The organism is Paenibacillus sp. GXUN7292 (genome assembly GCF_050864975.1).
In the GTDB taxonomy this organism is placed as follows: domain Bacteria; phylum Bacillota; class Bacilli; order Paenibacillales; family Paenibacillaceae; genus Pristimantibacillus.
Window position 1 is genome coordinate 92898 of sequence record NZ_JBOZWO010000003.1, and the last position, 26991, is coordinate 119888.

Sequence of the window (26991 nt, forward strand, 5' to 3'; positions counted from 1 at the left end):
GCTGCTACAGGCAAATTGCACTACTTGCTGCCTGACTGACGATCCCACGCGGTCTGATGCATGGCTTTTACTTCCTCGATTCCAAGCTTTTCCGCTTCTGCTACATAATCATCCCATTGATCAAGCGAGCGTTCGCCTATAATAAACTTGGCCATATTCTCTTCATAATGCTTGGTAATAGGCTCCTGCAGCAATTGGAATCGCTCCAGCTCCTCCTCTTTAAAGTTAGGCGTAACGACCTGTACCGGGAAGGCATATTTAGGCGCCTCCTCATAGGCATAGCTTTCTTGCTCGTTAATAATGCTGATTAACGCACTGGTATCAAATTCACCATATGTTCCAGGTGTCATAATCCCCATATTTTTACGCAAATCGGTAAATTCCTTGAACTCTGGCTTAAATTTCTTTTCTCCATTGTCCACGATATACGTTTCATTCTCTCTGCCCCAGCTTAACGTTTCTTTTCCCTGGTCAGAGTAGTAATAGTCGAGCAGTTTGAGAGCAGCTTCCTTATTTTTTGTTTGCGAGAAGATCGCAAAGCCGTGCACTTCATAGTTAGTATCGGCTATATAGCCTTTGCCGCCTGTTCCTGCCGGAGGAGGCAGCAGCTTCAAATGTCCTTCCGACAATTGATTATTAATAATTTCCATTTGCCCAATGTACTGCACTGTAATAAAGGACTGGTTAGTCAGCATCGCTTGTGTCCATGTTTTTGGATCCATTGACAGAAAATCAGGCGGCGACAGCTTTTCTTTATAAAATTGATTCAAATAAGCAATCAAATCTTTGAACTGCGGCTCTGTCGGACCATAGCGCACTTTACCTGTTTCCGGGTCAGGGAAGTAGGCAGGGAATGTCCCGAATGACGGCGCAAAATTCATTAAATTACCTAGCCCGTGGCGATAAATAAATGGAAAGCTATCCGGATAAAGCTTCTTCAGCTCCTTGCTTACCTCATACAGCTCTTCCCACGTAGTCGGCGGCTGCAAATTGTGCTTGGCAAATATATCCTCGCGGTAAAACAATATCATTTGATTCGTAATGCCCGCTCCGTCATGCAAGATATGAAATATCTCACCATCTGGAGCTGTCACTCTCGACTTGATATGCGGATTTTCTTCCAAAAATCGTTTTACGTTCGGCAGCTCATCCAAGTGCTTGGACAGATCCAAAAATACGCCCTCTGTTCCATACTTGTTGGTCAATTCACTTGGCACATAAATAATATCCTGCAAATCTTTTGAAGCAATATTAAGCGCAAGTGTATCATGGTAGTTTCCTGTAGGTATTTCTACATTCAAAGCAATATTCGTGTCCTCTTCGATCCATTTCCATATCGGCCACTCCTTACTATAAGGCCAGCCCTGGTTGATGTTAGTAAACATTCGAAGCGTAATTGGCTTATCGCCTGTACCTTCACTAGCGCTTGGTTTGGCATTGCCCGAATTTCCTGTTTCCGTCGGTTGACCTGAATTGTTTCCGCCGCAAGCTTGCAGGACCAGCAGTATGGATAAAATAGCAATAATCAGCCCATACCTAGTTGAACGCTGTTTTTTCGTTTTCAATAGCACGTTCATTCTTTCACCATTCCCCTCTCAACTTCACTTCATGACCCTTTCGGGTGACATCCTCACTATATCCGGCAAGCTTATTGAGGGTAAATCGGCAGTTTTACATAACCTTCACGATAAATTAGCAATCTAAAAAATGTACCACAATATAAAAAACAGTCTATTGGTCACTAAAATTCTGTTTGCGGTGTTCTCCTGGCGTCGTACCCGTAAATTTTTTGAACATACGGTTGAATGAGTTAATATTTTGGTAGCCGCATTGCACGGCAATCTCTCTTACTTTCAAATCGGTGTGCTCCAGCAAATGCTTGGCTTGTTCAATTCTCATCTCGTTTAAATAGTCGATAAAGTTCTGTCCTGTTTTTTCTTTAAAATAAACCGATAAATAACCGCTGCTCATTTTCAGTTTTTGCGCTAACGCATCCAAGTAAATTTCCTCTGCCAAATGCTCTTTAATGTATGTAGTAATAAATGTAATAGCCGTATCGCTTTGTTGCGGCTTTTGTTCCTCGATACGCTTGCAGAGCTGTTCCAGCAAAGGAATAAAAGCATGCTCCAATTCAACAAAATTGCATGTCTGGTCAAGACGCTTAATAGCACTGGAAAAATCGTTCAGTTCTGTATCCGGTACGCCTGCCAGATGAAGTGCTCGCAGCGCTTTATCCGTTACTCTTTTTATAAAAGCAGCAACAACTGTCCTCGTACTCCCTCTTTTCTGGAGTTCCGCCAATGATTTTTGCAGCAGCTCCACGGCTTCCGTCCTGTTACCCTGACTAATCTGTGCATCCAGCTGTTGCTCGGAAGCGACGATATGAGTGTCAAATAAAGGCTGCAGCTTGCTCATTGCCGCTGCCGACAGAATTTGCGTCTCATCATGGAACATTTGATACTGCATATAGCTTGCAGCTTCCTCATACGCTTTTGTCAGTTCTGCAGAATTGTCGTACACTGAGCTAACCGCAATAACCGCATAACCGGAATCACGATCCAGATCAAATACCGCTTTTACTTTGCCAAGTATCTCCTCCAGCTGCTGCCCGCTATCCAAAAACAACAGACTCAGCACCTGATTACGCTCCATTTGCAAGGTTAAAGCTTCTTTTCCGCCTCTTGCTACAGATAAATCCACAAACTCTTTTGCATACAAATACCATTTTTTCTCCGTATCCTTAAGTTGCTCACTGCGTTGCTTAAAAATAAACTCAAACAGCAAAACAACAAACGGCTGCTCTGTAAAGGATAACTCTTGCTGCTTGCTCAAGCCCCCGCTAAACTGAATTTCTTTGAGCTGTCTCATATAGGAATAATGACGACTCTGTTCCTTTTCCTGATCCAGTTCCTTATGAATGCTCTGTTTCGCCTTTACTAATTGCTTGAAGCGGTCGCTTATCAGATGAAACTCCTTGATTTTGCTTCCCTGCAGATCAAGACCCGCATTCATATCACCAAGAGCCTCAATCACTCGCTTGAGCGGATTATTGATTTTTCGGATAAACAGCAGGGCTGCAGTAATACTTGCAAAGATTGCGGCAAACAAAACAAAGAGCAGGGTCGCTTTCATTTTCATTTGAGCAGCAATGCTTTCTTGTGGAACAATATGAACATAGGTAAAACCGGTTTGCTCGCCTTTATCATAAAAATAGTAGTGTTGATTGGATAACACATATTGTTTGTCTGCAGGCATCTGTTCAGGCATAGCTTCCGCCACTTGAGGCGTAGCATTGGAATAAATGGTATGCTGTCCATCCAGAATAACCAGATTTTCGTTTAATGAAATATGAAATTGATCCAGCATCCCTTTGGCATCCATTAGCGCGGCAATATAAAATTGATCCGGTGCATATCCTTTGAACAACACTGGAAGAAGCTGATCGGATGTGACCGAAGCTCGTGATGATGTTCTGTCCTCAAATCGGACTGCCGGCAATACTTTATAAGCAAAATCCGCTTCAAACTGCCCCTCCCAAAACTGCTCTGTATACTGAGGGTTGTACATAAAAACGCCGAACATCGATGCAGGGCTTGTACTTTTGCTTTTATCCAGTATTTGCGACGTCGTTTTGGAATAAAGAAACACATCGCGTATAAACAAATTTGAATTGCTGACAATCTTTTGTATTTCTGCCTGAATAATCGGAAACTTAATATATTGACTCGATTTATAAAACTGGCGCACATCGTCATGGATTAAAAAGGACAGCATCGTTCCCTTCAACAGCTCAAAATGCTTCTCATAGCTCTCGACCGTATTATTGAGATTCAGCGTATTGTATTTAATAATTTCCTCTCTTACTTTGTTGGAGGAGATCGAAATCGTAATAAAGTGAAGAGTAACAAGAACAATAATGATCGATAAAAAGGCTAAAATAAGATGAACAAACAAAGAATTCGTTTTAGTTCTGGAAGGAAGCATATATTGAAACGCTTTCATTTTTTACTCAACCCCTTGCTTTCCGCATCCGTCGATGATGTATTCTATACCCATACAAGCAGTGCTGTCTCTGTTCTTTTATTATAATAGGTTAGCAGATAGAGGGAAGCTTTTATTTACAAAAAGAGTTGTTCAGACATCAGCTTTTGCCGATCATCCAAACAACTCCTTAGAATCTGCTTTTCTACTTTTCTACTTTTCTACTTTTCTACTTTTCTGGATAAATGTCTGTCATAGCCTCATAATATCTGTTCAGTATCTTGCACACATGCTCCTCAAACTGACTGAACCAAGCGTCCAAATGCTGGCTCCAAACCTGCTTGATCTGCAAGGTTGCCTATAATGATTCGACATAGTCACACGTTCCGCTATTTGCCTTAAAAGCGCCATTTTTTTAATTTCGCGGTCACTCATTCCGCTATTCGGCTCTAAATGGGGCTTTTTCTGCGATTTATGGATCAATAGCGGAACGTCTGTCACTTTGGAACCTCAAAACTGCTATTTTGAGCATAATAACGGATCGTCTGACCAGCTAGAGACGAAAAACAAGGTACCGTCCTCAGCCCGCTGCTTTTTGCATCCCATGCCTATATGCACCTCATACCTTGTTGCAACTCATACCTTGTTGCAACTCATACCTGTTTGCTCCTAACGCCTGTTTTCTAATACCTGTTTGCACAATGCCTGTTTTCTCATGCCTGTTTGCACTATTCTCATACCTGTTTGCACTATACCTGTTTTCTCATACCTGTTTATATCTCAGCCCGTCATAAGTCTGTTGCGATACTCGGAAGGTGTAATGCCTACCTGCGCCTTGAACACGCGTATAAAAGTAGAACGATTGCCATAGCCCGTCGCTTCGGCCACCTCTTGTATTTTCAACTCATGATCATCCAGCAGCTCCTTCGCCTTTTGAATGCGAATATAGCTCAAATACTGCAGGAAGGTTTTATTCGTTTCTCTTTTAATGATTTGTCCGAAATAAGATGGATTCATATTAAATCGCTCAGCCGCGCTTTCCAGACTTAAATGCTGCGCCTGATACTCCGTCTCTATATAGGTGAGAATCGATTGGACAAGCGCAGATCGTGCTTGCTGCTTTTGCGAAGATAGAGCCAGAATCAGCTCTCGGCAGCAGGTGAGCAGCAATTGCTCAAGCTCCGTAATCGTTAAAGCCTGATGACTTGTTCCAATGGAATACCTCACATTAGGAATGATAGCATCACGATTCAGATTAAGCTCAAAAATAATCGTCTCCAGCTCCATAAACACAGAGTTGTAATAATAATAAATGCGGTTCAAATGCTCATTAGGGTAGGCATGCTTGCTTATCCACTCGCCAAAAAGCCGTATAGCCGTATAGGCCTCTTCTTCATTATGAACCCGTATATGATTCATAATGTCATCCTTCAGCCTCATCCATTCATTCTCGGACAGGGTCAGCTCATTATAAAGCTGCAGGTCCTTAAAGCGTATCAGACTGCCATTCCCGCTTACGATCCGATAACGAAGTGCTGTCTGCGATTCCCGGTAAGAGGTTTCAATTTGTCTGAACTCTGCATATCGATTGCCTACACCTATCGTCCAATTGTACTTCAAATACAGCTTCAACCGCTGCTTTAAAACTTCCAGCAGTTCACCGAAGCGATCCGGTTCGGGATAGGAATCGCCGCCGCTAAACACAATAGCGAACGATTGCTCATCAATATACACCGTTTCAAATTGATAGCCCTCATAATTGACCGTCTCTTCGGCAATATTAACCCCCGCAAAGACGAACAACCCTTTATCCTGCTCACTAAGCTCACTTACCTCGTCGCAATGGCAGCTAATGACCTGAAAAACTGCCGCTGACTCATCCAGCCGAAGTGTTACATAGTCCTTGCCCGCCCACTTATTGCCTTTTAATATGTCTAGCAGGCTTTTATTTTTAATAACAGTGTAATTATCCTTCATAATTTTGCTGTATTGTTCGGTGTACTCCATCATCCAGCTAAACGCATATTGCAGCTGATCCACCTGTGCGGGCTGCTGTGCTTCTGAAGGCAGCTTCCCTTTAAGCCGCGCAAGCAGAGCATCGAACGGGCGATAAAAGCGTTTTGTTAAATACATCGATACAAACAATCCGAATAAGATGACAACGATCGTAAGCAAAATTGTAACCTTCGTAATAAACTGCATCGGTGCAAACAGCCACTTCTTCGGCACGATTACCCCGTACTCCCACAAATTATAGCGGGACTGCACCTTGGAAATGAAATAATCATCCTGCGGAGAAGCATGCTGCAAATAAGCACCGATATCAAGATCTTTCGCTTGTGTATATATCAGCTGCCTGCTTTCATCCGCGATCGTAATGCCAAGCGGATATTCGCTGTCCAAATTTTTAAACAAACCGCTGAGCCGGTCTAATCTTACATTAATGAGCAGCAAGGCGTCATTCACGATTCCATCGTTTGTCAAATGGCGATAGAAGCTGAACACTTCCTGTTCGGCAGCATACCCGCTAATGTAATTCGTCTCGGTGAGCCGCTTGCCCAGCCAACCGCTGCTCGGCAAATCACTTGCTACCAGCTTCTCAAGCAGCTGGCGATCTTCATAATCCGCAATAGATTTTGTAAATTTACTCATAACAACCTGACTTGCCCCTGGAATATATAATGAAACAGCTATCATATTTCCATGGATTTTTTCTTCTCCGGCCAGCTTGTCATACATTTTCTTAAGTGCGGATTGGTAGTCCTCAACATCTTCGAACAAATTATTTTTTGATAAAAATATAAACTGCTTTACATCGGCATCCTCTAAAATTTTTATCGACGAACGATCAATATCCTTCAGCATCGTATCCAGCTGATTCTCAATCTGCGACAGCAAGGAAGCATTGATGCCTGTAATCTGAGCGCGCAAATTGTTTGAGAAAGTGAAATAAAGCGGCACAATAAGGAGCGCGATAACAAGCAGAACGACAATAGCAAAATAAAACGGCAGCCTGCTGCGGATAAACGTTTGATAAAGCCATTGCTGGAATCTGACCACTTGCCTATCCCACCTTTTTTATTCCTTATTGAGCCGCCTTGATCGCATCGCTCATCTCTTTCATCGCTCTTTCCCCACCGGAGCTTTTCCACTTCTCGACAAATTCGGCGAAGCCTTTTTCTATGTCCAGCTGCCCTCGAATCATTTTGCTGAAATACTCGTCATACAGCTGATCGGAATTCGCCTTGAACGATATCCATTCCGGAGTTGCAATATGGAAGGCAGCCGGATAGATCAAGTGCTCCCGGGCAATAGCCAGATTGTCCTTAACCTTTGAAGAGAACCCAGGGATGGTCAGATCGCGCAGCTGCAAATACGGCTCTTCCGTCATTCTGGTCCAGCTTACGATACCCCAATTCAATTCATGAGGCGCTCCCGTCGTCGCAGAATGAAAGCCAATATCCTTGCTCCTCTCTTCCATATTAAGCATAAACTTACCATCCTGCTCTTTATAATGAACATCAGGAACGCCGTAAAGCGTTAATCGTTCTCCTTCCTCTGACAGCAAATAATCGAGCAGCTCAGCCGCCGCACGCGGATTGGCGGCCCGGTCTGTAATGACCGTATAGCCCCAATATCCCGATCCGACGCTGTAGCCGCGCTCACCCGCCGGTCCGGCAGGTGCGGGCAATATCGTAAGCTGGGCCCGCGGCATATTGCGCTGCAGCTGCTCTTCTTTTTTTACCAGCTCTTCAAAATTCATATTATCAATAATGATTCCAGTGCGCCCTTCTATAAACCTTGGCCGGATTTGCACATTAGAGCTTGCAGACAGCGTATCGGGATGAATCAGCTTTTTATCGTATAAGCCCTTTACATAATATAGCGCTTCTTTCACCTCAGGCTGGATCACCCAGTATTCATACTGTTCGCCAACCTGTAGAAAGCCTGTACTGCGGGCATCAACCGGAATTCCCCACGCTCCCATTAGCTGCTTGACGATAGATGCAAGACCATCGGAAATCAATCCGTAGGTGTCATCCATCTGATTGCCGTCCGGATCCTGCTGCTTGAAAGCGGCCATCACCTGCTCAAGCTCCTCCAAGCTTTCGGGCTGCTTCAGCTGAAGCGCTTTCAGCCAATCCTCGCGAATCATGAGCACATGCTGGCCAGGACTGTCATACGGCAGCTCATCTTGAATCGGCAAACCATAGAAGCTTTCATTCACCTTCAGGTTTGCCAGCCTGTCGATCGAGAGCGCTTTTTGCAAATCAGGAAGCCCATCAATCAGCTCAGGTGTAAACGGAATAAGCTTGCCGTCACGAATCCATTTATTGAACCGACCATAATTCTCGCTATCAACGATAGTGAGTATATCCGGATAATCTCCTGCCGCAATAAGCACATCCATTTGGGAATCATCCCATACCCCAGTGTTGATTTCGATATCCATATCGTTAGCTTCCTCGATATATGTGAGCACCCGGTCATCGTTTGTCTGATAATCCTGACGGTCAAAGCTGTATATACTTATTTTTTCTCTATGCTCGCTACCGTTCGGAAGAGACCTGGCTTGCGAGCATGCTGTTATCAATATCACGGCGAGCAATATCAGGTATCCTATAGATCTGCTTAGCGGCTTTACAACCATGATATGCCCTCCTCAGCGACAATAGCTGCCCGCCATCTACAAGCGGGCAGCCTCCAACCTTCTTCTCTTTATAGTACCATCAGATAGACATTTTTTCCCTATTAAATTCAATTTTGCAATTAAGTCAATTTCATAATCAATTCTGACGCTCTAATCTAATCGATTCAGTGGCATTATTTGCTAGCTTTAATCGTTTCGCTCATCGCTTTCATAGCCTGCTCGCCACCGGCGCTTTTCCATGTTGCAACGAACTTTTCAAAGCCTGCGTCAATATCTACCTTGCCTTGCACAGCTTGAATAAAAAATTCATTTTGCAGCGTTTTGCCTGTTCCCATAAATTGCGACCACTCCGTATTAATCGCATTATAAGAGGCCGGCTCTATTAAATATTTATTGACCTGCTCCAAGCTTTTGTTTACGATCTCGCCATATTGAGGCACTGTAACCTCTGACGCTTTTATATAAAACTCGCTAACCATCGGCGACCAGCGTACGATACCCCAGTTCAGCTCGTGGAATTGACCAGAAGTATTCTCATTAAACCCGGCATCCTTTTTCTTCTCCTCCAAATTCCACTCCAGCTTGCCGTCCTTCATTGTATAATGAACGCCTTCTATGCCTACCGTGCTCAGCTTCGTTCCTTCCTCAGAAATTAAAAAGTCAAGCAGCTCAGCCGCAGCCATCGGATCTTTCGCTTTACTAGATATCGCCGTGTATGCATAGTGGCCATTTCCTTGCGAATAGCCGTAAGGTCCGTCATGCCCCTTCAATGCCGCCATCTGTACAATATTTCCGTTCGGCACATTCGTCTTCAGCGCATTGTTGCGGTTAATTAATTGGTCGAAGTTCATATTTTCTACTGTGACACCGATGCGTCCTTCCGCAAATACAGGTCTTGTCTGTACAATATTCGTCTGCGTCAACGTATCAGGATGAATCAGCTTGTTATCGTACAGCTTTTTCACCCAGCGCAGCGCTTCCTTCACCTCAGGCTGAATCGCCCAATATTCATAGTTGTCGCCAACCTTCAAAAAGCCTGTGCTTCTTTCATCATGAGGCAATCCCCAGAAGCCAACGCTATAGGAAACGAGCTTGTCGAGACCATTTGTAATTAGCCCATAAGTATCTGCCTTATTGTTGTCATCCGGGTCTTTATCTCTAAATTGCATCAGTGTATCGAAGAATTCATCCGTCGTTGTCGGCATCGGCAGCTGCAGCTTATCCAGCCAGTCCTGCCTGATTTGAAATACGAATTGTCCCGCAGAGCCTAGCGGCGGCTCATCGCGCATCGGAATCAAATAGTAATCGCCATTTACCTTCAAATCGCTGAATTCGCCCTGAGTCACAAGCTGCTTCAGGTTCGGAAACTTATCCAGCATTTCCTGTGTGATTGGTGTTAGCAGGCCTTCTTTAATCCACTGACCTGTCCGGTCAAAGCTGTCATTGTCAATAATGGTTACGATATCCGCTATGCTGTCGGACATAACCATCATATTCAGCTGCTCTTCATCCCACGGTATTCCTGGTTGAATCGTAATTTTGGTGTTCGTTCTTTCTTCAATTTCTTTTAATACCCGGTCGCCGCTGTAATCGGATCTGTCATAACTGAAAATGGATATAGGCCTTGGATCAGCTTTTACTTCCGGTGAAGGCGAGGCGCTGGCAGGAGGCGCGCTTGATTTTTCCCCATTTGAGCTAGGCGAGCTAGAAGGATTTTCTGTGCCTCCCTTTCCGCTGCTGCACGCAGCTAGCACAATAACTAAAATGATAACAACTGAAAAATGCAACCACCTTCTGAACATATTCATTCCTCCTCATATTCATCCCTTTTTATGATTTAACTGCCCCCAGAATCATCCCTTTAACAAAATGCTTCTGAATTAGTGGTGAAACCAGCACAATTGGAATAACCATCACAACGATTATGGCCGAGGTTAGCGACATCGGCACAAGTCCAGGCAGCTGAATCTGCATCTGTGAATCCACCCGGCGAATAAGCTGCTTGAGCAGCACCATCATCGGATATTTATCCGGACCGACGATAATGCCGGACCAAAAAAATTCATTCCAGCGGAATACGCCATAAAACAAGGTCATAACCGCAAGAATCGGTTTTGATAAAGGCATCACGATTTTGGTGAATACTTTCACTTCCTTGGCGCCGTCTATTTTGGCCGCTTCCTCCAGCTCAACCGGCAGGCTGGCAAAAAAGTTTTTCATTAAAATGATATAAAAGGAATTGCATACAAACGGCAAAATGAGCCCCCAAAGGCTGCCTGTCAGATTCAACCCTTTAATGACAAGATAAAGCGGTATTAACCCGCCGCCGAACATTAAAGGGATAATCACCATCAGGTTAAGCCCTTTATGCCATAGCAGACTGCTTTTCGTTAGCACATAACCGCCTGCCGCGCTTACGATTACATTGAGGAAGGTACCGGCTACCGTTACGATGATCGAAACAATCACCGCATTTATCATTCTTTTATCCGTAAAAATAAGCTCGTAATACTCCAGGGTAAATCCTTTGGGCAGCAGGTGATACGCTTGCGTTACATAATTCTGATTAGGCATAACGGAAATCATAAGCACATAATAGAACGGAAATATCAACAAAAGCATGAATGCCGTCAGCCCCGCCACAATGAATACTTGAGACAGCGGTGTTCTTTTTTTCGCGAGCATATAGCGCTCCGCCTCCTTCCTTAGCCATTATTAGAACAAACCGCTGGAGCCCATTCGTTTCGTAATCCAGTTAACGCTGAATAACAGTACCAACCCAATTAGTCCCTGGAATAACCCGGCCGCTGCGGCAAAGCTGTAATTGCCCTGTTCAATGCCAAGGCGATAAACGAATGTATCGAGTATATCTGCTCGTTCATAAACAATAGGCGAATACAGCGCAAAAATTTGCTCAAAGCCTGCGTACATCAAATAGCCAACTCTTAAAATTAATAAAATAACGATTGTGCTGGCAATGCCCGGCAGCGTAATATGCTTGGTTTGCTTCCAGCGGTTCGCCCCGTCCACCTCAGCCGCTTCATACAATTGCGGATCAATGGAACTGAGCGCCGCCAAATAAATAATCGTCTCCCAGCCTGCGCCTTTTATAATATCGGAGACAAAAACGATGCCGAGAAACCAATTCGTGTCCGCCAGAAAAGCGATAGGCTCACTGTCCCTAACCGCCAAAATCCCGTTGATCAGACCTGATGCATTGAACAGATTTTCCAAAATACCTGCAAAAACGACCCAGGATAAAAAGTAAGGAATAATCATCACATTTTGAAACAATCCCTTGAACCAGCGAATCCGGACCTCATTAAGCAATAACGCCAAAATAATCGGAACAGGAAAGCCCAACAGCACCTTCCCAAAGCTAATAAATAACGTATTGAAAAAAGCACGCTTAAAAAAAATGTTTTCAAACACATTGCGAAAATTTTCAAAGCCCACCCAAGGACTTGCCGCGATTCCTTTCACGATTGAAAAATCTTTGAAGGCGATAATAATGCCGTACATCGGCGTGTATACAAAAATGAGGTAAAACAAAATCATTGGAACTGCCAGCATGTACAGCTGATAATGACGTTTGGAATCTCTAAGCAGCTGCGTACTAAATGGCTTGCCTCTCATTACTTCTCCTCTCCTTTCCCTGTTGCTTGCAGCAGATACTGTATTGTTTGAAGCATATACCGCCGGTCCCGCAAGCTAAAGAAGCGTTCCCCTCAAACTGTTGCAAATCTGTTGATTTACTGTTGTCAATTCTGTGAGTATGTAGCAATCCTCTATATTTCCAACAATTTTATTGACTTGGCGGGATATGGAATCAAATAATGTGGTCAGAAGGCCATAAACCATAAGAGGAGGATCATCATGTCATTGAAAAAGCAGATTTACCGGTTGCTTTGTGTTGTACTGATTTGTCCCCTTTTTCTAACTCCAGGAGCTTTAAAAGCAGATGCAATTGAAACAAGTATTTTCTTCGATGATTTCCAAGGAAATAAATTGGACACGACAAAATGGCTCACTGCGTTCAAGCAGTGGGGCGGAAATAATGCCAACGGCGGCGTGCTGCCGCAAAATGTCTCCGTCCAAGATGGCAAGCTCGTAATCGAAGCTTACGGTTATCAATACACCGGGGATGTGAAAGGAATTAACCGTGATTTTTCCCTGCGCCCGGACGGCAAACGGGTAGGCGGTGCGATCGCTACTTTGGACTATTATGCATCTGGCAAATACGAGGTGCGTATGAAGGTTGCCCCTCAGCTTGGCGTAGCTTCGGCCATTTGGACATTCCACTATGAGGAATATGAGCCTGGCGATCCTATGTACAAGAACAAGCCTGTAGGCGGCGAGGATTATTATGCGGTCAATCATGAAATCGATATGGAATTTCCGGGACGTCCGGGTCCGGCTCATACGAACTTTTCCTTTGACAGAGGCTTGTTCAATACCTGGATAGGCGAAAATGATGACGAGTACACGACTGAGTATGCGAGCCTCGGGCAGGCAGTTGATGACGGGCAATTTCATACTTATCGCTTTGATTGGCATACGGGGGATGATAACGAACAAAAACGGGTTGAATTTTACATCGATGATGTGCTGATCCATACAACAACTGACCATGTCCCTACCCATGCAAGCAGATTGTGGATTGGCGCATGGTTTCCTAACAGCTGGGCGGGAACGCCTGATTTTGATATCGAAACCCTTGAAGTGGATTGGGTGAAAATTACTCCTTTCGAGCAGGAAGGCGATAATTGGTTCCCCGAAACCTATCCGAATGACGGCTGGTCCTATCTGGACCCGACTATACCGGAGGATGTCTTTTACGATGACTTTACAAGCAGCTCGCTTGATCCGGGAAATTGGATGATCGCCAAGAAAAATTGGGGCGGGCAGCTCAGCCGGGAAACGAGCTTCAATGGCGGAGTCGTGCCGCAAAACGTTAAGCTGCGGGACGGCAATCTCGTTCTTGAAGCGCATGGCAATTATTATAATGGCCCTGTAATGGGGATTAACAAAAATGGCTCACAGCGTACAGATGGCAAACGAGTCGGCGCCGCAGTCGCAACGACCAACTATTACGCTTCAGGCAGCTATGAGGTAAGGATGAAAGTAGCTCCGGATCCGGGTGTCGCCTCAGCACTGTGGACATTCCACTATGAAGAGCTGTATCCAGATGATCCTGGCTTTATTTGCAAAGAAGTAGGCTGTGGTGAAGATGGAGACGGCTATTATGCGATCAATCATGAGATTGATATCGAATTTCCGGGGCGGCCTGGTCCTGCGCACCAAGATTTCTCCTTCAGCAAAGCGCTTCTTAACACTTGGATCGGAGAAAATGATGATGAATATACGACAAACTATACCACACTAAGCGCCGCTCAAAATGACGGGCAGTTCCATACCTATCGCTTTGATTGGCATACCGGCGATACCGGGCAAACACCACGGGTTGAGTTTTATGTTGATGACCAGCTGGTCAACACAACCTATACTCATATTCCGACCCGTGCCAGCCGTTTCTGGATTGGGGCATGGTTCCCGCGCGGCTGGGCTGGCAAAGCAAACTTTGATACGTCCGAGCTGGAGATCGATTGGGTTCGGATCACACCTTTCCATCAGGCAGGCGATGAAGAAGTGATGGAAAGCGTCTTCCCCGGCAGCTATGACTTTGCCCAATATTCCGAATATCCGAAGGCTTCTTCCGGCGGACCTGTGACCCCAACACCGACACCAACCATTACGCCAACACCGATAGTTACACCAACACCAACCATTACGCCTACGCCGACCGTTACGCTAACACCAACTCCGAGCGGGCCGCCAGCTGTCAATCTGATTCAAAATGGCGACTTTTCGGGAACACAGCACTGGACCGATATATCTACTGCACCTGCAATAGCGGAACTTTCCGCAGGACAAATGAAGCTGCAGCCAGCGACAACATTTAGTGCAGAGGCTGAGCAGCTTGTATCCGTTACGCCATCGGAAACATATACGCTGCGAGCGGATATGAACAGCTCAGACGGGCAAACCTTTGGCTACTTGCGCGTTTACGATGGCACGAGCGTGTATGAGGTCGGCAGCTCGAGCGGCAGCGTGCAAAACAAGCAGCTAACCTTTACAGCGTCAGGAAGCCAGGTACGAGTTGTGCTTCATGCGTACAAAGGGCAGACAGGCAGCTTCTATTTTGATAACGTCGAGCTGGTGAAGCAGTAAAACCTGCAACTGATGGCGCGTGGTGCAGACGCATGCAGGGCAGATGGGCATGTAGTGTAGATGCATGTAGGGCCGACGGGCGGGCATGCTGGGTAGACGCATGTAGGGCCGACGGGCGATTGTATATGAAAAATCATATACATTCGCGCGTTTGGATGCGGATCACCCGATTGTATATGAAAAATCATATACATTCGCGCGTTTGGGCGCTGAACGCTCAATTGTATATGAAAAATCATATACATTCGCGCGTTTGGACGCGGATCGCCCGATTGTATATGAAAAATCATATACATTCGCGCGTTTGGGCGCGGAGCACTTAATTGTATATGAAAAATCATATACATTCGCGCGTTTGGACGCGGATCGCTCAATTGTATATGAAAAATCATATACATTCGCGCGTTTGGACGCGGATCGCTCAATTGTATATGAAAAATCATATACATTCGCGCGTTTGGATGACATTCGGACGCTGATTGCACGCACACACTACTCCAGTTGACCGTTTTTGTACGGAAATTCGTACAAAAGGACCCGCACACTATTTCAGTTAAACGTATTTTGTACGGGAGTTCGTACAAAAGGACCCGCACACTATTTCAGTTAAACGTACTTTGTACAGGAGTTCGTACAAAAGGATCTGCACACTATTTCAGTTAAACGTATTTGTACGGGAGTTCGTACAAACGGGCGCGTACACCGCTTCCTCCTTTCTAAGCACGAGCCCTTTCGTGCTGGAGGAAAAAAAGACCCAAGAACGCCGAAAGCTCGGTGTTCTTGGGTTTTGGTTTATTCCTCAAATAGCCGTACGCTATCCCTCATATTGCTGCTTCACAATATGATCCAGCTTCGAACTCTCCAAATAGCGAAGAGGAGCCAGGAATGTAACGGTAACGACGCCCGGATGGCGGCCAATTTCGATCGACCCGGTAATCGTTGCCCGGTTCATAATCTCCGGAACAGTTACGCCAAACAGCTTGGCTGCTCTAGCCATACCATTGTCCGTCGCCGCATTAAGCGTAACGCCAGTTCCTACAACGGAAATCGGCAGCGATTGCTCGATTTCAGCTACTCCCCACCTTGCGGCAAGCGCTTCTGCCGAGCGCCGTTCTGCATCTGTGAGAGGCTTTGCTGTGTAAGGCAAATCCTCAACATTAGGCAGCAAAATCGGACCTTCGAGGTTGGCGCCTTTCAGCACACTTACCTGCAAATGAACAATACCGGCTACATCCGCGGTATGCCCGGCGATTTCTCCATCTCCTTGCATCGCATGCATATCGCCGAGATATACGCCGCCGCCGGCAACTTTGACCGGACAAATTAAGGTTGCACCGGCTCGTACACGGCTAATATCCATATGCCCGTCTGTCCGATGCTCGTCCAGCTCCTCCTGTGTAACCGCATAATCGTGAGGTGCTCCCACTAGGAATGAACCGAAATCGCCTGCGTTATGCGAATCAGGCAGCGCCTTCGACGGGGTTGTGCCAAGCTGACCTAAAAATGGACGCATTCGAGCTACAACACCGGTAAGATCATGCGGAGCAAACGTAACAATCGGATTTTGCACGGATGCATCTGGCGTGCTCATATAATGACGGCCGTTTTCTGCAATTTTCTCTGCTGCTTGCTTAGGCAGCGTTACTCCTACATTGCCGGACTCATGAAAAGCAATTGTATATCCGTTCGTAAATATAAATGGCGTAATATCAGCATCGCATACTGCGCAGCGTATTGCTTCCTGCCCAATGCCTTTGATGACGGTCTCAGGATGCAGGGTGCCGCAGCCGGGACATTTTACAGCGACGAAAGGATCGCCGAGAAAACGGCCTTCTACAGGCTCATCATTGCCTGATGCTGTAGCCAGAGACGTTACTTCAATCGATTTTATTTTGATTACAATAGCATCTCCAATCTCTGCCCCTTCGACATAGATCGGCTTTGTTACTTCATGACCGCCTTTTATACAAGGTGTAATCATGGGCCCCCAGCAACCGGGAGCAGTGTTAGCAATAATATGTCCACCATCTTTTACAGGGCCAAGCATGTCTTTCTCTGGATCCAAAATACCATCAATAAACGTATTGACGAATAATGTTTCAACAGCTTTTTTCATTACTTATCCCTCCTGTGGTTTACTCTTGTATTACTCCTTTAATTATAAAATTGTGAGGGAGAAAGAGCAAACGGTACAGACGGTCTACAGCAGTAATTATCTAGTTTTTTCCGCGCGTACATTACATTCAATAGAGTGAAATACAGCGAGCATGCAAGCCTTGCTTTTAATAAATACCATTAACCAGTGGGATAAATTTGGCAATAAGCAAGCTTCGGCTGCATCGATTCATGGTCGGTTCTTGCTATAAACAGGAGCTGCCCTTCAGCTACGCAGCCGAAGGACAACCCCTGTCTCATTAAACTATTGAATACGAATTATCATGTTACTTATTTGTATCCATTGTTTCCATAATTCTCAGTACGATAACTGCCGCCTCAGCACGTGTAGCTGTTGCAGTCGGGGCAAAGCTGTTATTGCTTCGTCCGTTCATAATTTCCGCTTCGAAAGCAGCTTGCACATACGCCTTCGCCCAATGAGGAATTTGTTCTGCATCTGCAAAAGTCAGGCTGCTGCCATCTTTTAGCGGAAGCCCCAGAGCACGAACAGCCATAACAGACAGCTCTGTGCGTGTAATTTGCGCTGCCGGACGGAAGGTTTGATCGTCATATCCGCTCACGATACCTGCAGCAAGCATTTTGGCGATATCTGCCTTCGCCCAATTCGGAATGTCTGCTTCGTCTTTAAAGCTAAGCACACTGCTGTCTTCCAGCTTCAGGGCTCTTGCAAGCATTGCAGCAAATTCGCTGCGGCTAACGGTTTTATCCGGCTTGAACTGTCCATTTCCATATCCCTTAATAAATCCAGCTTTTACAGCTTTCTCGATGGACGGCGCAGCCCAATGGTTAACGGTATCCGTAAAGCTGCCTTGGCTGCTGCCGCCTCCACTGTTTCCGCCATTATTATTTCCACTGCCTTCTCCTGGCTCAGAACCGCCTCCATTATTTCCCGAACCATTTCCTTCTCCGCTACTGCCGTTTCCGTTATCAGATCCGCTTCCTCCGCCATTATTTCCGCCAGTACTCGGATTCGGATACCATGGCGTACCGTCCAGCGCTTTTATTGTAATAAGGAAATCTTTCTTAATTTCTGCATTGCCCTTCACGATCGTTGCCGTCAGTTTGACCTGAAGATCACCTTGGCTTTTGCTCGGGCGCTTTAACAGCTGACCGTTTGCATTCAAATAATCAGGATGAGAGCTGCTCCATACAATGCGAGTGCCTTGAGCTCCCTTTTGAGGCAAGGCTACATTTTTCGTAATGGCTTCTTTTATGTTAAGCGTAATTAATTCTCTAATTTCTTCAAGTGTCAAATAATCTCTTGCTGCTTGCAGCTCACCCAGAAGCTCATCTGCCACCGGCTTGGTCAACGTTATAGACAATACAGCAGCCTGCGCTTTTACGATAGCGGCTTGCAGCGCCTTCCAGCCTTCTTCCGAGAAATTCGCTTCGTTCAGCTGACTGTCTGCGATCTGATTGATCAGATTAAGAATCGGCTTTTTATTGCCCAGCTTATTATTTTCACTAAATACTTCAAATTCTTCGAAGGAGTACCCGAATATCGTATCTCTTCTAATCCCTTCGAATTTTACATAACGGGCCGGCGTGCTTTTGAAGCTTGTTACTACACGTCCTCGCTTGCCGCGCTCTATGCCATTATTGGAAGGGACAACATTTGTCCAATTATTACCGTCTGTCGATACCAAAATCTTGTATTCGGATGCAAAGGCTGATTGCCAAATAATCGACACGGTATCCACTTCAATTACCTCACCCAAATCGACCATAAACCATGCTTCATCCCTCCAAGCACTCGACCAGCGGGTATTTCCTTTGCCGTCTACGGCTTTATCTGCTGAATAAGCACTTGACTCAATCTCAGATGATGATGCCGATTTATGAAGAGCCAGATTGCCATGAAAATCAATAAATTTATTCATGACAACAATTTCGTCAACAAGGCCTTTGAACGCATTTTCCGAACTGCCGATTGAAGCAACAGGCAGCACCAAAGTATCCAGCTTACTGCCGTCCTTCAGCGTAACCGCAAATTCAGAACCATTAATAAAAATGGATGTTCCAGTATCGTCGCCTGTCATAATAATATGCGTCCACTGCCCAGGCTCGATTTTATAATTGAATGTGCTTCTATAGCCTTCTTTTTTAAAGCCAATTTTTCCTGTGCCGTCAATATTGTAAACAAGCTGCCCGTCTTGCGACTCTAGCAATACAGCATTCGCTGCATTGTCCTTGTCCGGCTTCATCCACATAGACATTGTCCAGCCGAAGCCAACTGATCTTAATCCCGTTTCAATATAGCTGCTGCCGCCCTTCAAAGCTGCTGCCTTGCCTTGCATCCCTTCAACGATATCAACATTGGCAGCTGTGCCGTCAAAGCCGTTTCCGGATTGATCCGTATAATCTTCCTCAAAGTCGTATACAAACAGTTCATTTCGTTCGTTTAACTGAGGCATGCGATGAGAAAGATGTGTACCCGGCGGATCTAAATGCTTCGCTGCATCTGCCTGGAATGCGGCTAAATCTCCGTCTGCGCGCGTACCCGCCCATAGCTTTTCTGAAACAATCTGCATGGATGGAAGCACTCTTTGATGGGTATCTGCCATAGATACGCCCTTCTCGACCGATACATCATTCCAAAGCGCGAACATGCCGCCCTTCACTTGCGGGTGTCCGTCAGGAAGCTTGTTTTCTACCCAGTCATTCGCTTCCCATTTGTTATAGAGGTATTCATAATTCAAATAGTTGCTGTACAACTGCGGAACAATATAAAGCAAATTCGTATTCACATTGATAATATCAAAGCCCTGTTCAACTGCATCCTTGGCACTGCCGTCCACCTCATACCAAATATCCATAATGGCACTCGTGTTTACCTTCGTATCGCCATTGAATTTGGTCAGATTGCCCCACACGCGAGGCTTTTTGCCACTGTCAGACACATGCTCAATAAGCAGATTCATATAGCTGCGGAAAGCTTCCTTATTGGTGCCTGCATATTCGTCGGTGCCGACATGAACTTCAGGACCGATAAAGGTTGGATTAGGATCATCCATATACTCAGAGAACAGCTTCTTAATAAATTCTTGCGCATACGTGCTCTCAATATCCAATTGGCTGCCCGTGCCTAGCTTATCGTCGTAAGCGATAAACACGCCTGAATGACCCGGTGTATCAATTTCCGGCACTACGTTAACAGCATAATCCATGCCTAGCTTCTGTAAATTTCTAAACTCATCCTTCGTATAGTAACCATCATCGCTTGCAAGGCCATCGAAGATCTCGCTTTCCAGACGAAATTTCCCCGTCCCTCCGACATCGTCATTCAAATGGATTTGGAAACGGTTCATTTTATAATAGGACATTAGCTTGACGTAATCCTGCAAAAATTCAATCGTATAAAACTTGCGGGCTACATCCAGCATAAACCCTCTGTCTGCAAATTTAGGATAGTCTCTAGTCAATCCTTGCGGCATATCGTGACCGGATTCACTGCCAGCAAGCAGCTGCAGCACCGTTCTCGTTCCATAAAATAATCCTTCGTAATGCGCCGAGCGAATTGTCGCGTATTCTTTTATTTCTAGCAAGTACCCTTCCTTGCCAAGCACTTCCTGATTGTTATCGAAAGTTAAATATATGTCCCCCGACTGCGGCAGTCCTGCTTCAACTGCCAGGTTGAGCTTCGTCGTCTCTGCGAGCTCCTGCGCCCAAATCTCCGCCATATCTCTTAATTGCCCTTCAGAAGCAAGATCAATGACTATTTTTGACTGTGCAGTAAGCGTCAGCTTGCCTTGACCGCCAAGCCATTCACGAAGCGACGGAATCACTCTCGGCTCCGGATTTGAGTCAGGCTGCTGCTCATATTGCCCTGGCACCAAAACTGCTGCATTAGCCATGGCAAAATAAGAAGCATCATTTGTACTTTCAAGCTTGAAATACAGCTGTACGAGCTGGGATACAAGCGGCTTATGAATATTGCCATCCGCATCAATTACTTGTAAATTATCAGTGCTGATCAAGCTAGCTGTATATCCTTCATCCAGCTCAGGAAATTGAAATACAGTTTGATCTGAAGTGACAACTGCTTCATCTTGAATCTTTTTTAACAATGCAGGCAACAGATTATGTTTCTCATAGACTTCAAATTCATAGATGGAATAGCCGTATTGACTGGCGCGCTTCACACCTTGAAATTTCACATACCGCGCCTGAACTGGCTCAAACTCTATAATATCCTTTCCTGAAGAACTGGCTGTCAGTTCCGTTTCACCTGCAAATACATTCGTCCACGTTTGCGCATCATTTGACACTTGCAGCTTGTATTTCTCCGCTACAGCAGGTACATGCCAGTTAATCACCACTCGCGATACCGTCATGCTTTCTCCCAAATCCACATAGAACCATTCATTGTCATTTCGGTCAGCTGACCACCTGCTTGAGGCATTGCCGTCTACTGCCTTTCCAGGCAGCAAATGCGGCCATGGCACGCCATTGTCATGCTCTGTGCTGGATGCTACCGCTGGCTTATTAAGCGCCAAATTCACATTTGCCGGCTTTTTTACATGCTTCTCATAAACCTCAAACTCAAAAAAAGAATAACCGAATTGACTTGTACGCTTAATGCCTTGAAATTTCACGTACTGTGCCTGAACCGGTTCAAACTCCAGCGTATCCTTTCCCGAGGCGCTAGCTTTTAATTCCCTGTCGTCAGCATATACATTCGTCCAGGTTTCTTTATCATTTGACACTTGAATTTTAAATTTTTCTGCCATGGCATCTGTAAGCCAGTTGATGACAACTCGCGATACCGTCATGCTTTCCCCCAAATCAACATAGAACCATTCATCATCTGTTCGGTCAGCAGACCATCTGCTTGATGCGCTGCCGTCTACCGCCTTCTCTGGCAGCAAATGCGGCCATGGCACACCATTGTCATGTTCTGTGCTGGATGCTACCGCTGGCTTATTAAGCGCCAAATTCACATCCGCCGCTTCCGCTTGCACCGGAGCAATGGATGGCATACAGAAAGCGATTACAATAAACATGATTAAAAAAATTCGCGAACATCTCACTTCATTTTCCTCCTTTATTCATCTTTCCTTTTCATTTCAAACTTTCCTAATCCCGCCAACACATTAACCCTTCACCTTTTGTAAGACAACAAGCCTCCTCCTGTAAGACAACATACTTCTTCCTACAACCAGTATAAAAACGCTTACACTTCTCTTCGATATACTTGTTTTTACATTCGTATACAGTTGTTGAGTATTACGGTCATACAGCCAGTTTCATATGTAGTATCAAGGATAAACGGCTCCGCCGTCCTTTGACAGGCGCGTTTACCGATGAAATATTGGAACATGTATATGGTGAAAACTTATACTTTCCTATATTTAAAAAAACAAGAACGCTGGACTTCCAGCGTTCTTGTTTTTAGTGTCGTACACTATCAATCATATTGGTGCTTGTCTAACTTCCGTTTGGTGCTGCTGCTGCTTGAATCTCGTTATAAGCCCAATAAGAATCCTTCAGATCGGTAAATGTCCTGGTTCCCTCGTAAGGATCAATTGCCTGCCCATAACGTCCCAGCAAGCGGCTTAAGATAACTACCGTCTCCGCACGTGAAATAGGAGCATCGGGACGGAAGGTATAATCCGGGTAGCCGCGCAGATACCCTTGATTAGCCAGCAGCGTAATGGAACTCTCAGCCCAATGTCCTGCGGTATCTGCAAAGCCTTCTAAGGGCTGAGACTCGGACTGTTCGACAAAACGTGCGAGAATGGCTGAAGCTTCTGCGCGGGTCAAAGACTTGTTGGGGCGGAAACTGTTATCCGCATAGCCTGATAATATCCCTTTTTCACCAAAGTAACCTACACTTTGAGCATACCAATCATCTGATTTAACATCGGAAAACAACGGCTTAAAGACTTCATTTTTATCTTCATTTAAGACAAGACGAAATAATAGTTGGGAAAACTCTGAACGCTTAATAGGTCGATTGGGTCGGAAACTGCCGTCTCCATAACCGTTTATATAACGATAGTTCTTGTCTGCATTCAATTGCACACCAGAAATGCGATCATATGGATGATGTACTTCATTTTGCGTTGTTTCCTCCGTCTCCGTTTGCGGTTCTGCTTCTGTTTCTTCTTCTTCAGCAGTTTCACTTGGGTTTGATTCAGAAGGCTCACCTGTATTCGGATTTTCAGTTCCCGGATTTTCGGTTCCAGGATTTTCAGTTCCAGGATTTTCAGATTCATCCAGAACGAACAAATATGGGGTTAGCGGCTCCAGTGTTATTGTACTTCCATGCACCGCCTCATCGGTAATCAGATTTAATACAGGTGAGATGATTTGATTTTCTGAACGTACTTGCACTGACACCGCTTCCGAGCCATAATTCACAACATTTAACAATGTCTTGCCCTCAAATATTGTGCTGCGCCACTCCACATGGTAAGGCATTTTGCCGTTTGAAGAATCAATTAATTTTATATGCTGCGGATTAATACTTCCCAGGATAGGTTCCATAAAATCCCGCATTTGCAAAGCTGTCCAATTCGCAGCAGATATAAAATCAGCATGCTCCAAAATATACTGGCGATCCGCCGCCGCTTGTTCCGCTCCATGCGGTGTAAGCTTCAAAGCATGTGTACCAATTAGCAGGACTCGTCCTCCTTGCTCGATAAAACTTTTTATCTCACTTAATGTATTCGCTTCTGTTCTCGTCACATAAGGGACCACCAGCATTTTATAGTTATTAAGCTGACCGGCTGCAATTTGTTTTTCCGATATAAACCCGGTCTTGTAGCCGCTATAAGACAACGCCTCATAGGCACGCAGCATATTGTTGGAGAAATCTCCAGAGAAAATGCCGGCGGGCACATTATACAAAAGCGCCACTTCCGGTTTTTCATTCTGGAAAGCTGTAATTTCCCAAGCGAGACGATTTAAATCCAGATTCGTGCGCCCTGCTTCAGCTACAACATCCGGGCGATGCAGGACGCTTCCTTCCCTACTGGAAGACTCGTCGTATGTTCGTTCCCATATCCAGATCGTAGAAGCACTTCGACCATGGATGGCGCTTTGCCAAAGAACCGTACGGAAATGTTTGGCTTGCTCCGGGGTATATACCTTGTCTCCATCAGCTATAATATGATGTTCGGAATTAAATACCGGTGCTTCTTTGAATGAAGTTTGCATATCATAAAAGCTTAATTCCTCGATAAAACCTTTCGGCCCTTCATTGATATAATTCCAATTGTCATTTCCGTTGATTTGACTAAACTCCGAGAACCGTTCAATATCGACGCCCCATGACAGACTTCCCTGTGGATCACCCATAATTTTGGCGTGCAGCGGCAAATCAGAAGCCAGCTCATGAATGACTTCAATCATCCACTCATGCCAACGCGCAAAATAATCATGGTTGAACATTACATAGTCATAAGACCATGGGTTCGCCGTCACATTGGCCGGCATCGGCACTTCTTCAAAGGAGCTGTAGTTGCTCTGATAGATCTGATTCAATTCATTTAAATTATCCTGATAAATATCTTTCAAATATTCCTGCCAAAATGGCAATGCATACAGATCTTTATTCGCCTGATAGACCGATTCATTACTCAGCGTAATGCTGTGCAGCGATTCATAGGTTGCAACTGCCGGAATTAACGCGCGCAAATAATCCTCTATGATATCCTTAGCTTTTGGATGAAATATGGAAAACTTAATAAAACCGTTGTTCAATACGTTTAACTCAGGCCACTTGTCCAATGCCCAGGCTGGAAAGTAATGTGGGGAAATGAGCAAATTAACAGCTATATCATGCTCTTCTGCCCGCTGCAGCACTTGTTGAATATCTGATTCTATCTTGCGAGTAGAAACAATGTATTCCTTATCTTCTGAATATCCTCCCAACTCTTCAAAACCGGCATTTTTTATGAGATTGTCGTTACTTCCCACCTTTAAAACTTGAATATCGTCAATCCAAATGGTTCCCGTATTCTCAGATACGATCATTAGTTTGTAACTGGTTTCATTAGCTCCTGTCGTATATTCATAGACAACTTCCCGCCAATCATAGGTTCCGCTTGGAAAAGATTTGCGTTGTTTCATCGCGGCTCCGCCGGGAAACCAAGTGTTTTTGGCATTCTCACCTTTTACCCACACACGAAACTCGTAGGTTGTGTCAGGTTCTACTGGAATCGTCTGGCTGACATTTATATAAACATTAGGCTGCAACGGGGAATCATTCTTGATTTGCAAGGAAGAATCCCCTGAATGGCTGACTCCCTTTACTGCTGCAGCACTTGCATGGACATTGCCGGAACGGCCTACCGTATATTGATTTACAAAATCCTTTTTATCCAAAATAACATCTCTTGGCCCTATCTCAATCTGAATAATGTTATTTCCCAAATCCTGAAAGATTGGAATATCCTCTCTCACCTTGCCAAAATGGCCGTAGCCTGTAAAGAAAATCGGGCGTTCCTCTGTTGCACCGCTGCTTCGCACGACTGTGTCGCCCATAAAGGAATAGCCTGAAATGTCAGTCTTTCCCGTCACATAACGCTGCACTTCCTGAGGCTGTGCGCTGTTATCCAAATATTGCTGAAGTTTGGACTGCGCTTCATTGTATAATCGTTCGAGTTCCTCAATGACGTAATAAGCACGACTAAGCCTGTTATTGACAATATCATCTTGACCATACTTTATAAACTCTTTGATTACCGTATAATTGATTCGCTCATAGTCAGTGGACAAGCCTTGGGCCTCGACAACCCCCAACTTCTGCTCAAGCAGCGGAAGCTTTTCCGCGATAGCCTCCAACTTATGCTGTAATGCTTCCGGAGTCATGACAACGTTTACATCTATAGTCTCCGTAAGCGTTCGGATGCCATCTACCTCTGCCAAAGTAAAGTCAAGCTCATATGCCGTTGCTTGTGACGGTGCAAAATCCACTTTCACCTCAGCTGCCGATTGAGCCAGAATATTAATTTCTTGCCCGATGCCCATCGATCTGGAAGAGAGATTCAGAGCAATTTCTTCATCGCCCCAGTTCACAGCATACACCGCATACTCGCCTGTCTCTCCTGCCCCAAGTTCCTCTGATCCCTCAACCCAGAAGCTCCAAGGCATATCATTGGAAATCAGATGTACTTTGCCATGTGAGCTTGGACTCTTGGCTTTTCCTATTCCCGGCGTCCATTCTATCCAGCCGCGACGTCCTGCTCCGTCATTATCATTAATAAGCAAGCTGAAAGGAAGGATCTTCTCAGGTTTCTCTGTATAGATCGTATTCCAAGGCATCCTTACTTCATAAAAAGTAATATCTCCTTCCTGAACAGCTGCAGCCGTAATCTGACCCGCTCCCGCTTCAGCTTTCCCCTCGCTGAACTGCCACAAATGCGCTTGGCCATCCATATAATTTATGCCATACTCCGGACCATAGGTACCATCCGGACTGAAGGCAAATTGAATACTGTCCCCCCTCCACATCGTGCTTCCTGATACAGGGGTATGATTATTGTCCGTGACTTTCGCAGCCCAATAAAAGTAGTTATCATCATAGGCCGTGTACACATCAGCTGACAAATCCTCAGCGCCTGCCCATTCCTTTAGTTCAATCTGCTTTTGGTCTGCAGGCAGCTGAATTTTGGCAAACCTCGACCATTTCCCTTCTAATCCGTCCATTTCCATTTGTTCTGTTTGCAATGCCACCATATGTTTGCGAGAACCGAAGGTTTGTTTGAATTGTTCCCATGGAGTAATGGTAACCGGTAATATCTCACTACTTATATTGGACGGATTCATACTGCCCGCCCCACTTGACAGCGCTTCCAATTCTTGTCCGTAAACTTCACTTGCCAAGCCTTGAAGGCTCAGCAACAACGTCATTAGTACAATCCCCGACCATCTGACAAGCTTGATCACCTTGGATTCTGCCCTATTGCGTGATATCGATTGCTTTGTCATTGCTTGCGTCTCCTCTC

Annotated in this window: 11 protein-coding genes; 1 reads left to right on the forward strand and 10 read right to left on the reverse strand. The window is 45.2% G+C overall.

From position 1 onward, the window contains the following. Nucleotides 1–20: 20 nt before the first annotated feature. The 7 genes from ACRRU2_RS04730 to ACRRU2_RS04760 all read right to left on the reverse strand — a co-directional run bounded on the left by ACRRU2_RS04730 (nt 21) and on the right by ACRRU2_RS04760 (nt 12268). Nucleotides 21–1577, reverse strand: a complete 1557-nt coding sequence (locus tag ACRRU2_RS04730) for an extracellular solute-binding protein (protein ID WP_331702556.1) — start codon at nt 1575–1577, stop codon at nt 21–23. 154 nt (nt 1578–1731) lie between these two features. Next, a complete protein-coding gene (locus ACRRU2_RS04735; protein WP_432500147.1) occupies nt 1732–4002 on the reverse strand; it encodes a helix-turn-helix domain-containing protein in 2271 nt (756 codons plus the stop codon). A gap of 759 nt (nt 4003–4761) precedes the next feature. After that, complete coding sequence (locus ACRRU2_RS04740) at nt 4762–7041, reverse strand: helix-turn-helix domain-containing protein (RefSeq protein ID WP_432500148.1); 2280 nt, start codon at nt 7039–7041, stop codon at nt 4762–4764. Between the two features lie 25 nt (nt 7042–7066). Further along, a complete protein-coding gene (locus ACRRU2_RS04745; RefSeq protein WP_432500149.1) occupies nt 7067–8632 on the reverse strand; it encodes an extracellular solute-binding protein in 1566 nt (521 codons plus the stop codon). 173 nt (nt 8633–8805) lie between these two features. Further along, a complete protein-coding gene (locus ACRRU2_RS04750; protein WP_432500150.1) occupies nt 8806–10434 on the reverse strand; it encodes an extracellular solute-binding protein in 1629 nt (542 codons plus the stop codon). A 28-nt stretch (nt 10435–10462) separates the two neighbouring features. After that, nucleotides 10463–11317: a carbohydrate ABC transporter permease gene (locus ACRRU2_RS04755; RefSeq protein WP_432500151.1), complete on the reverse strand. Its 855-nt coding sequence runs from the start codon at nt 11315–11317 to the stop codon at nt 10463–10465. Nucleotides 11318–11347: 30 nt separating this feature from the next. Continuing rightward, nucleotides 11348–12268 (reverse strand): ABC transporter permease, encoded by a 921-nt coding sequence (locus ACRRU2_RS04760; protein ID WP_331702550.1) that lies wholly within the window; start codon nt 12266–12268, stop codon nt 11348–11350. A gap of 240 nt (nt 12269–12508) precedes the next feature. On the opposite strand from ACRRU2_RS04760, the gene ACRRU2_RS04765 reads away from it, so the two are divergent. Further along, complete coding sequence (locus ACRRU2_RS04765) at nt 12509–14863, forward strand: glycoside hydrolase family 16 protein (protein WP_432500153.1); 2355 nt, start codon at nt 12509–12511, stop codon at nt 14861–14863. An 814-nt stretch (nt 14864–15677) separates the two neighbouring features. Here the strand turns inward: ACRRU2_RS04765 and ACRRU2_RS04770 are convergent. The 3 genes from ACRRU2_RS04770 to ACRRU2_RS04780 all read right to left on the reverse strand — a co-directional run bounded on the left by ACRRU2_RS04770 (nt 15678) and on the right by ACRRU2_RS04780 (nt 26974). Next, complete coding sequence (locus ACRRU2_RS04770) at nt 15678–16979, reverse strand: acetamidase/formamidase family protein (protein ID WP_432500154.1); 1302 nt, start codon at nt 16977–16979, stop codon at nt 15678–15680. A 325-nt stretch (nt 16980–17304) separates the two neighbouring features. Next, entirely contained in the window at nt 17305–22068 is a 4764-nt protein-coding gene (locus ACRRU2_RS04775; protein ID WP_432500155.1) for a discoidin domain-containing protein, read from the reverse strand. 397 nt (nt 22069–22465) lie between these two features. Beyond that, nucleotides 22466–26974: an S-layer homology domain-containing protein gene (locus ACRRU2_RS04780; protein ID WP_432500156.1), complete on the reverse strand. Its 4509-nt coding sequence runs from the start codon at nt 26972–26974 to the stop codon at nt 22466–22468. Nucleotides 26975–26991: the final 17 nt, after the last annotated feature.

What these genes read in the sequence shown, in the direction of transcription:
- ACRRU2_RS04730 (WP_331702556.1), bottom strand. Translation starts at nt 1,577, where the DNA reads ATGAACGTGCTATTGAAAACGAAAAAACAGCGTTCAACTAGGTATGGG.
- ACRRU2_RS04735 (WP_432500147.1), bottom strand. Translation starts at nt 4,002, where the DNA reads ATGAAAGCGTTTCAATATATGCTTCCTTCCAGAACTAAAACGAATTCT.
- ACRRU2_RS04745 (WP_432500149.1), bottom strand. Translation starts at nt 8,632, where the DNA reads ATGGTTGTAAAGCCGCTAAGCAGATCTATAGGATACCTGATATTGCTC.
- ACRRU2_RS04750 (WP_432500150.1), bottom strand. Translation starts at nt 10,434, where the DNA reads ATGTTCAGAAGGTGGTTGCATTTTTCAGTTGTTATCATTTTAGTTATT.
- ACRRU2_RS04755 (WP_432500151.1), bottom strand. Translation starts at nt 11,317, where the DNA reads ATGCTCGCGAAAAAAAGAACACCGCTGTCTCAAGTATTCATTGTGGCG.
- ACRRU2_RS04760 (WP_331702550.1), bottom strand. Translation starts at nt 12,268, where the DNA reads ATGAGAGGCAAGCCATTTAGTACGCAGCTGCTTAGAGATTCCAAACGT.
- ACRRU2_RS04765 (WP_432500153.1), top strand. Translation starts at nt 12,509, where the DNA reads ATGTCATTGAAAAAGCAGATTTACCGGTTGCTTTGTGTTGTACTGATT.
- ACRRU2_RS04770 (WP_432500154.1), bottom strand. Translation starts at nt 16,979, where the DNA reads ATGAAAAAAGCTGTTGAAACATTATTCGTCAATACGTTTATTGATGGT.
- ACRRU2_RS04780 (WP_432500156.1), bottom strand. Translation starts at nt 26,974, where the DNA reads ATGACAAAGCAATCGATATCACGCAATAGGGCAGAATCCAAGGTGATC.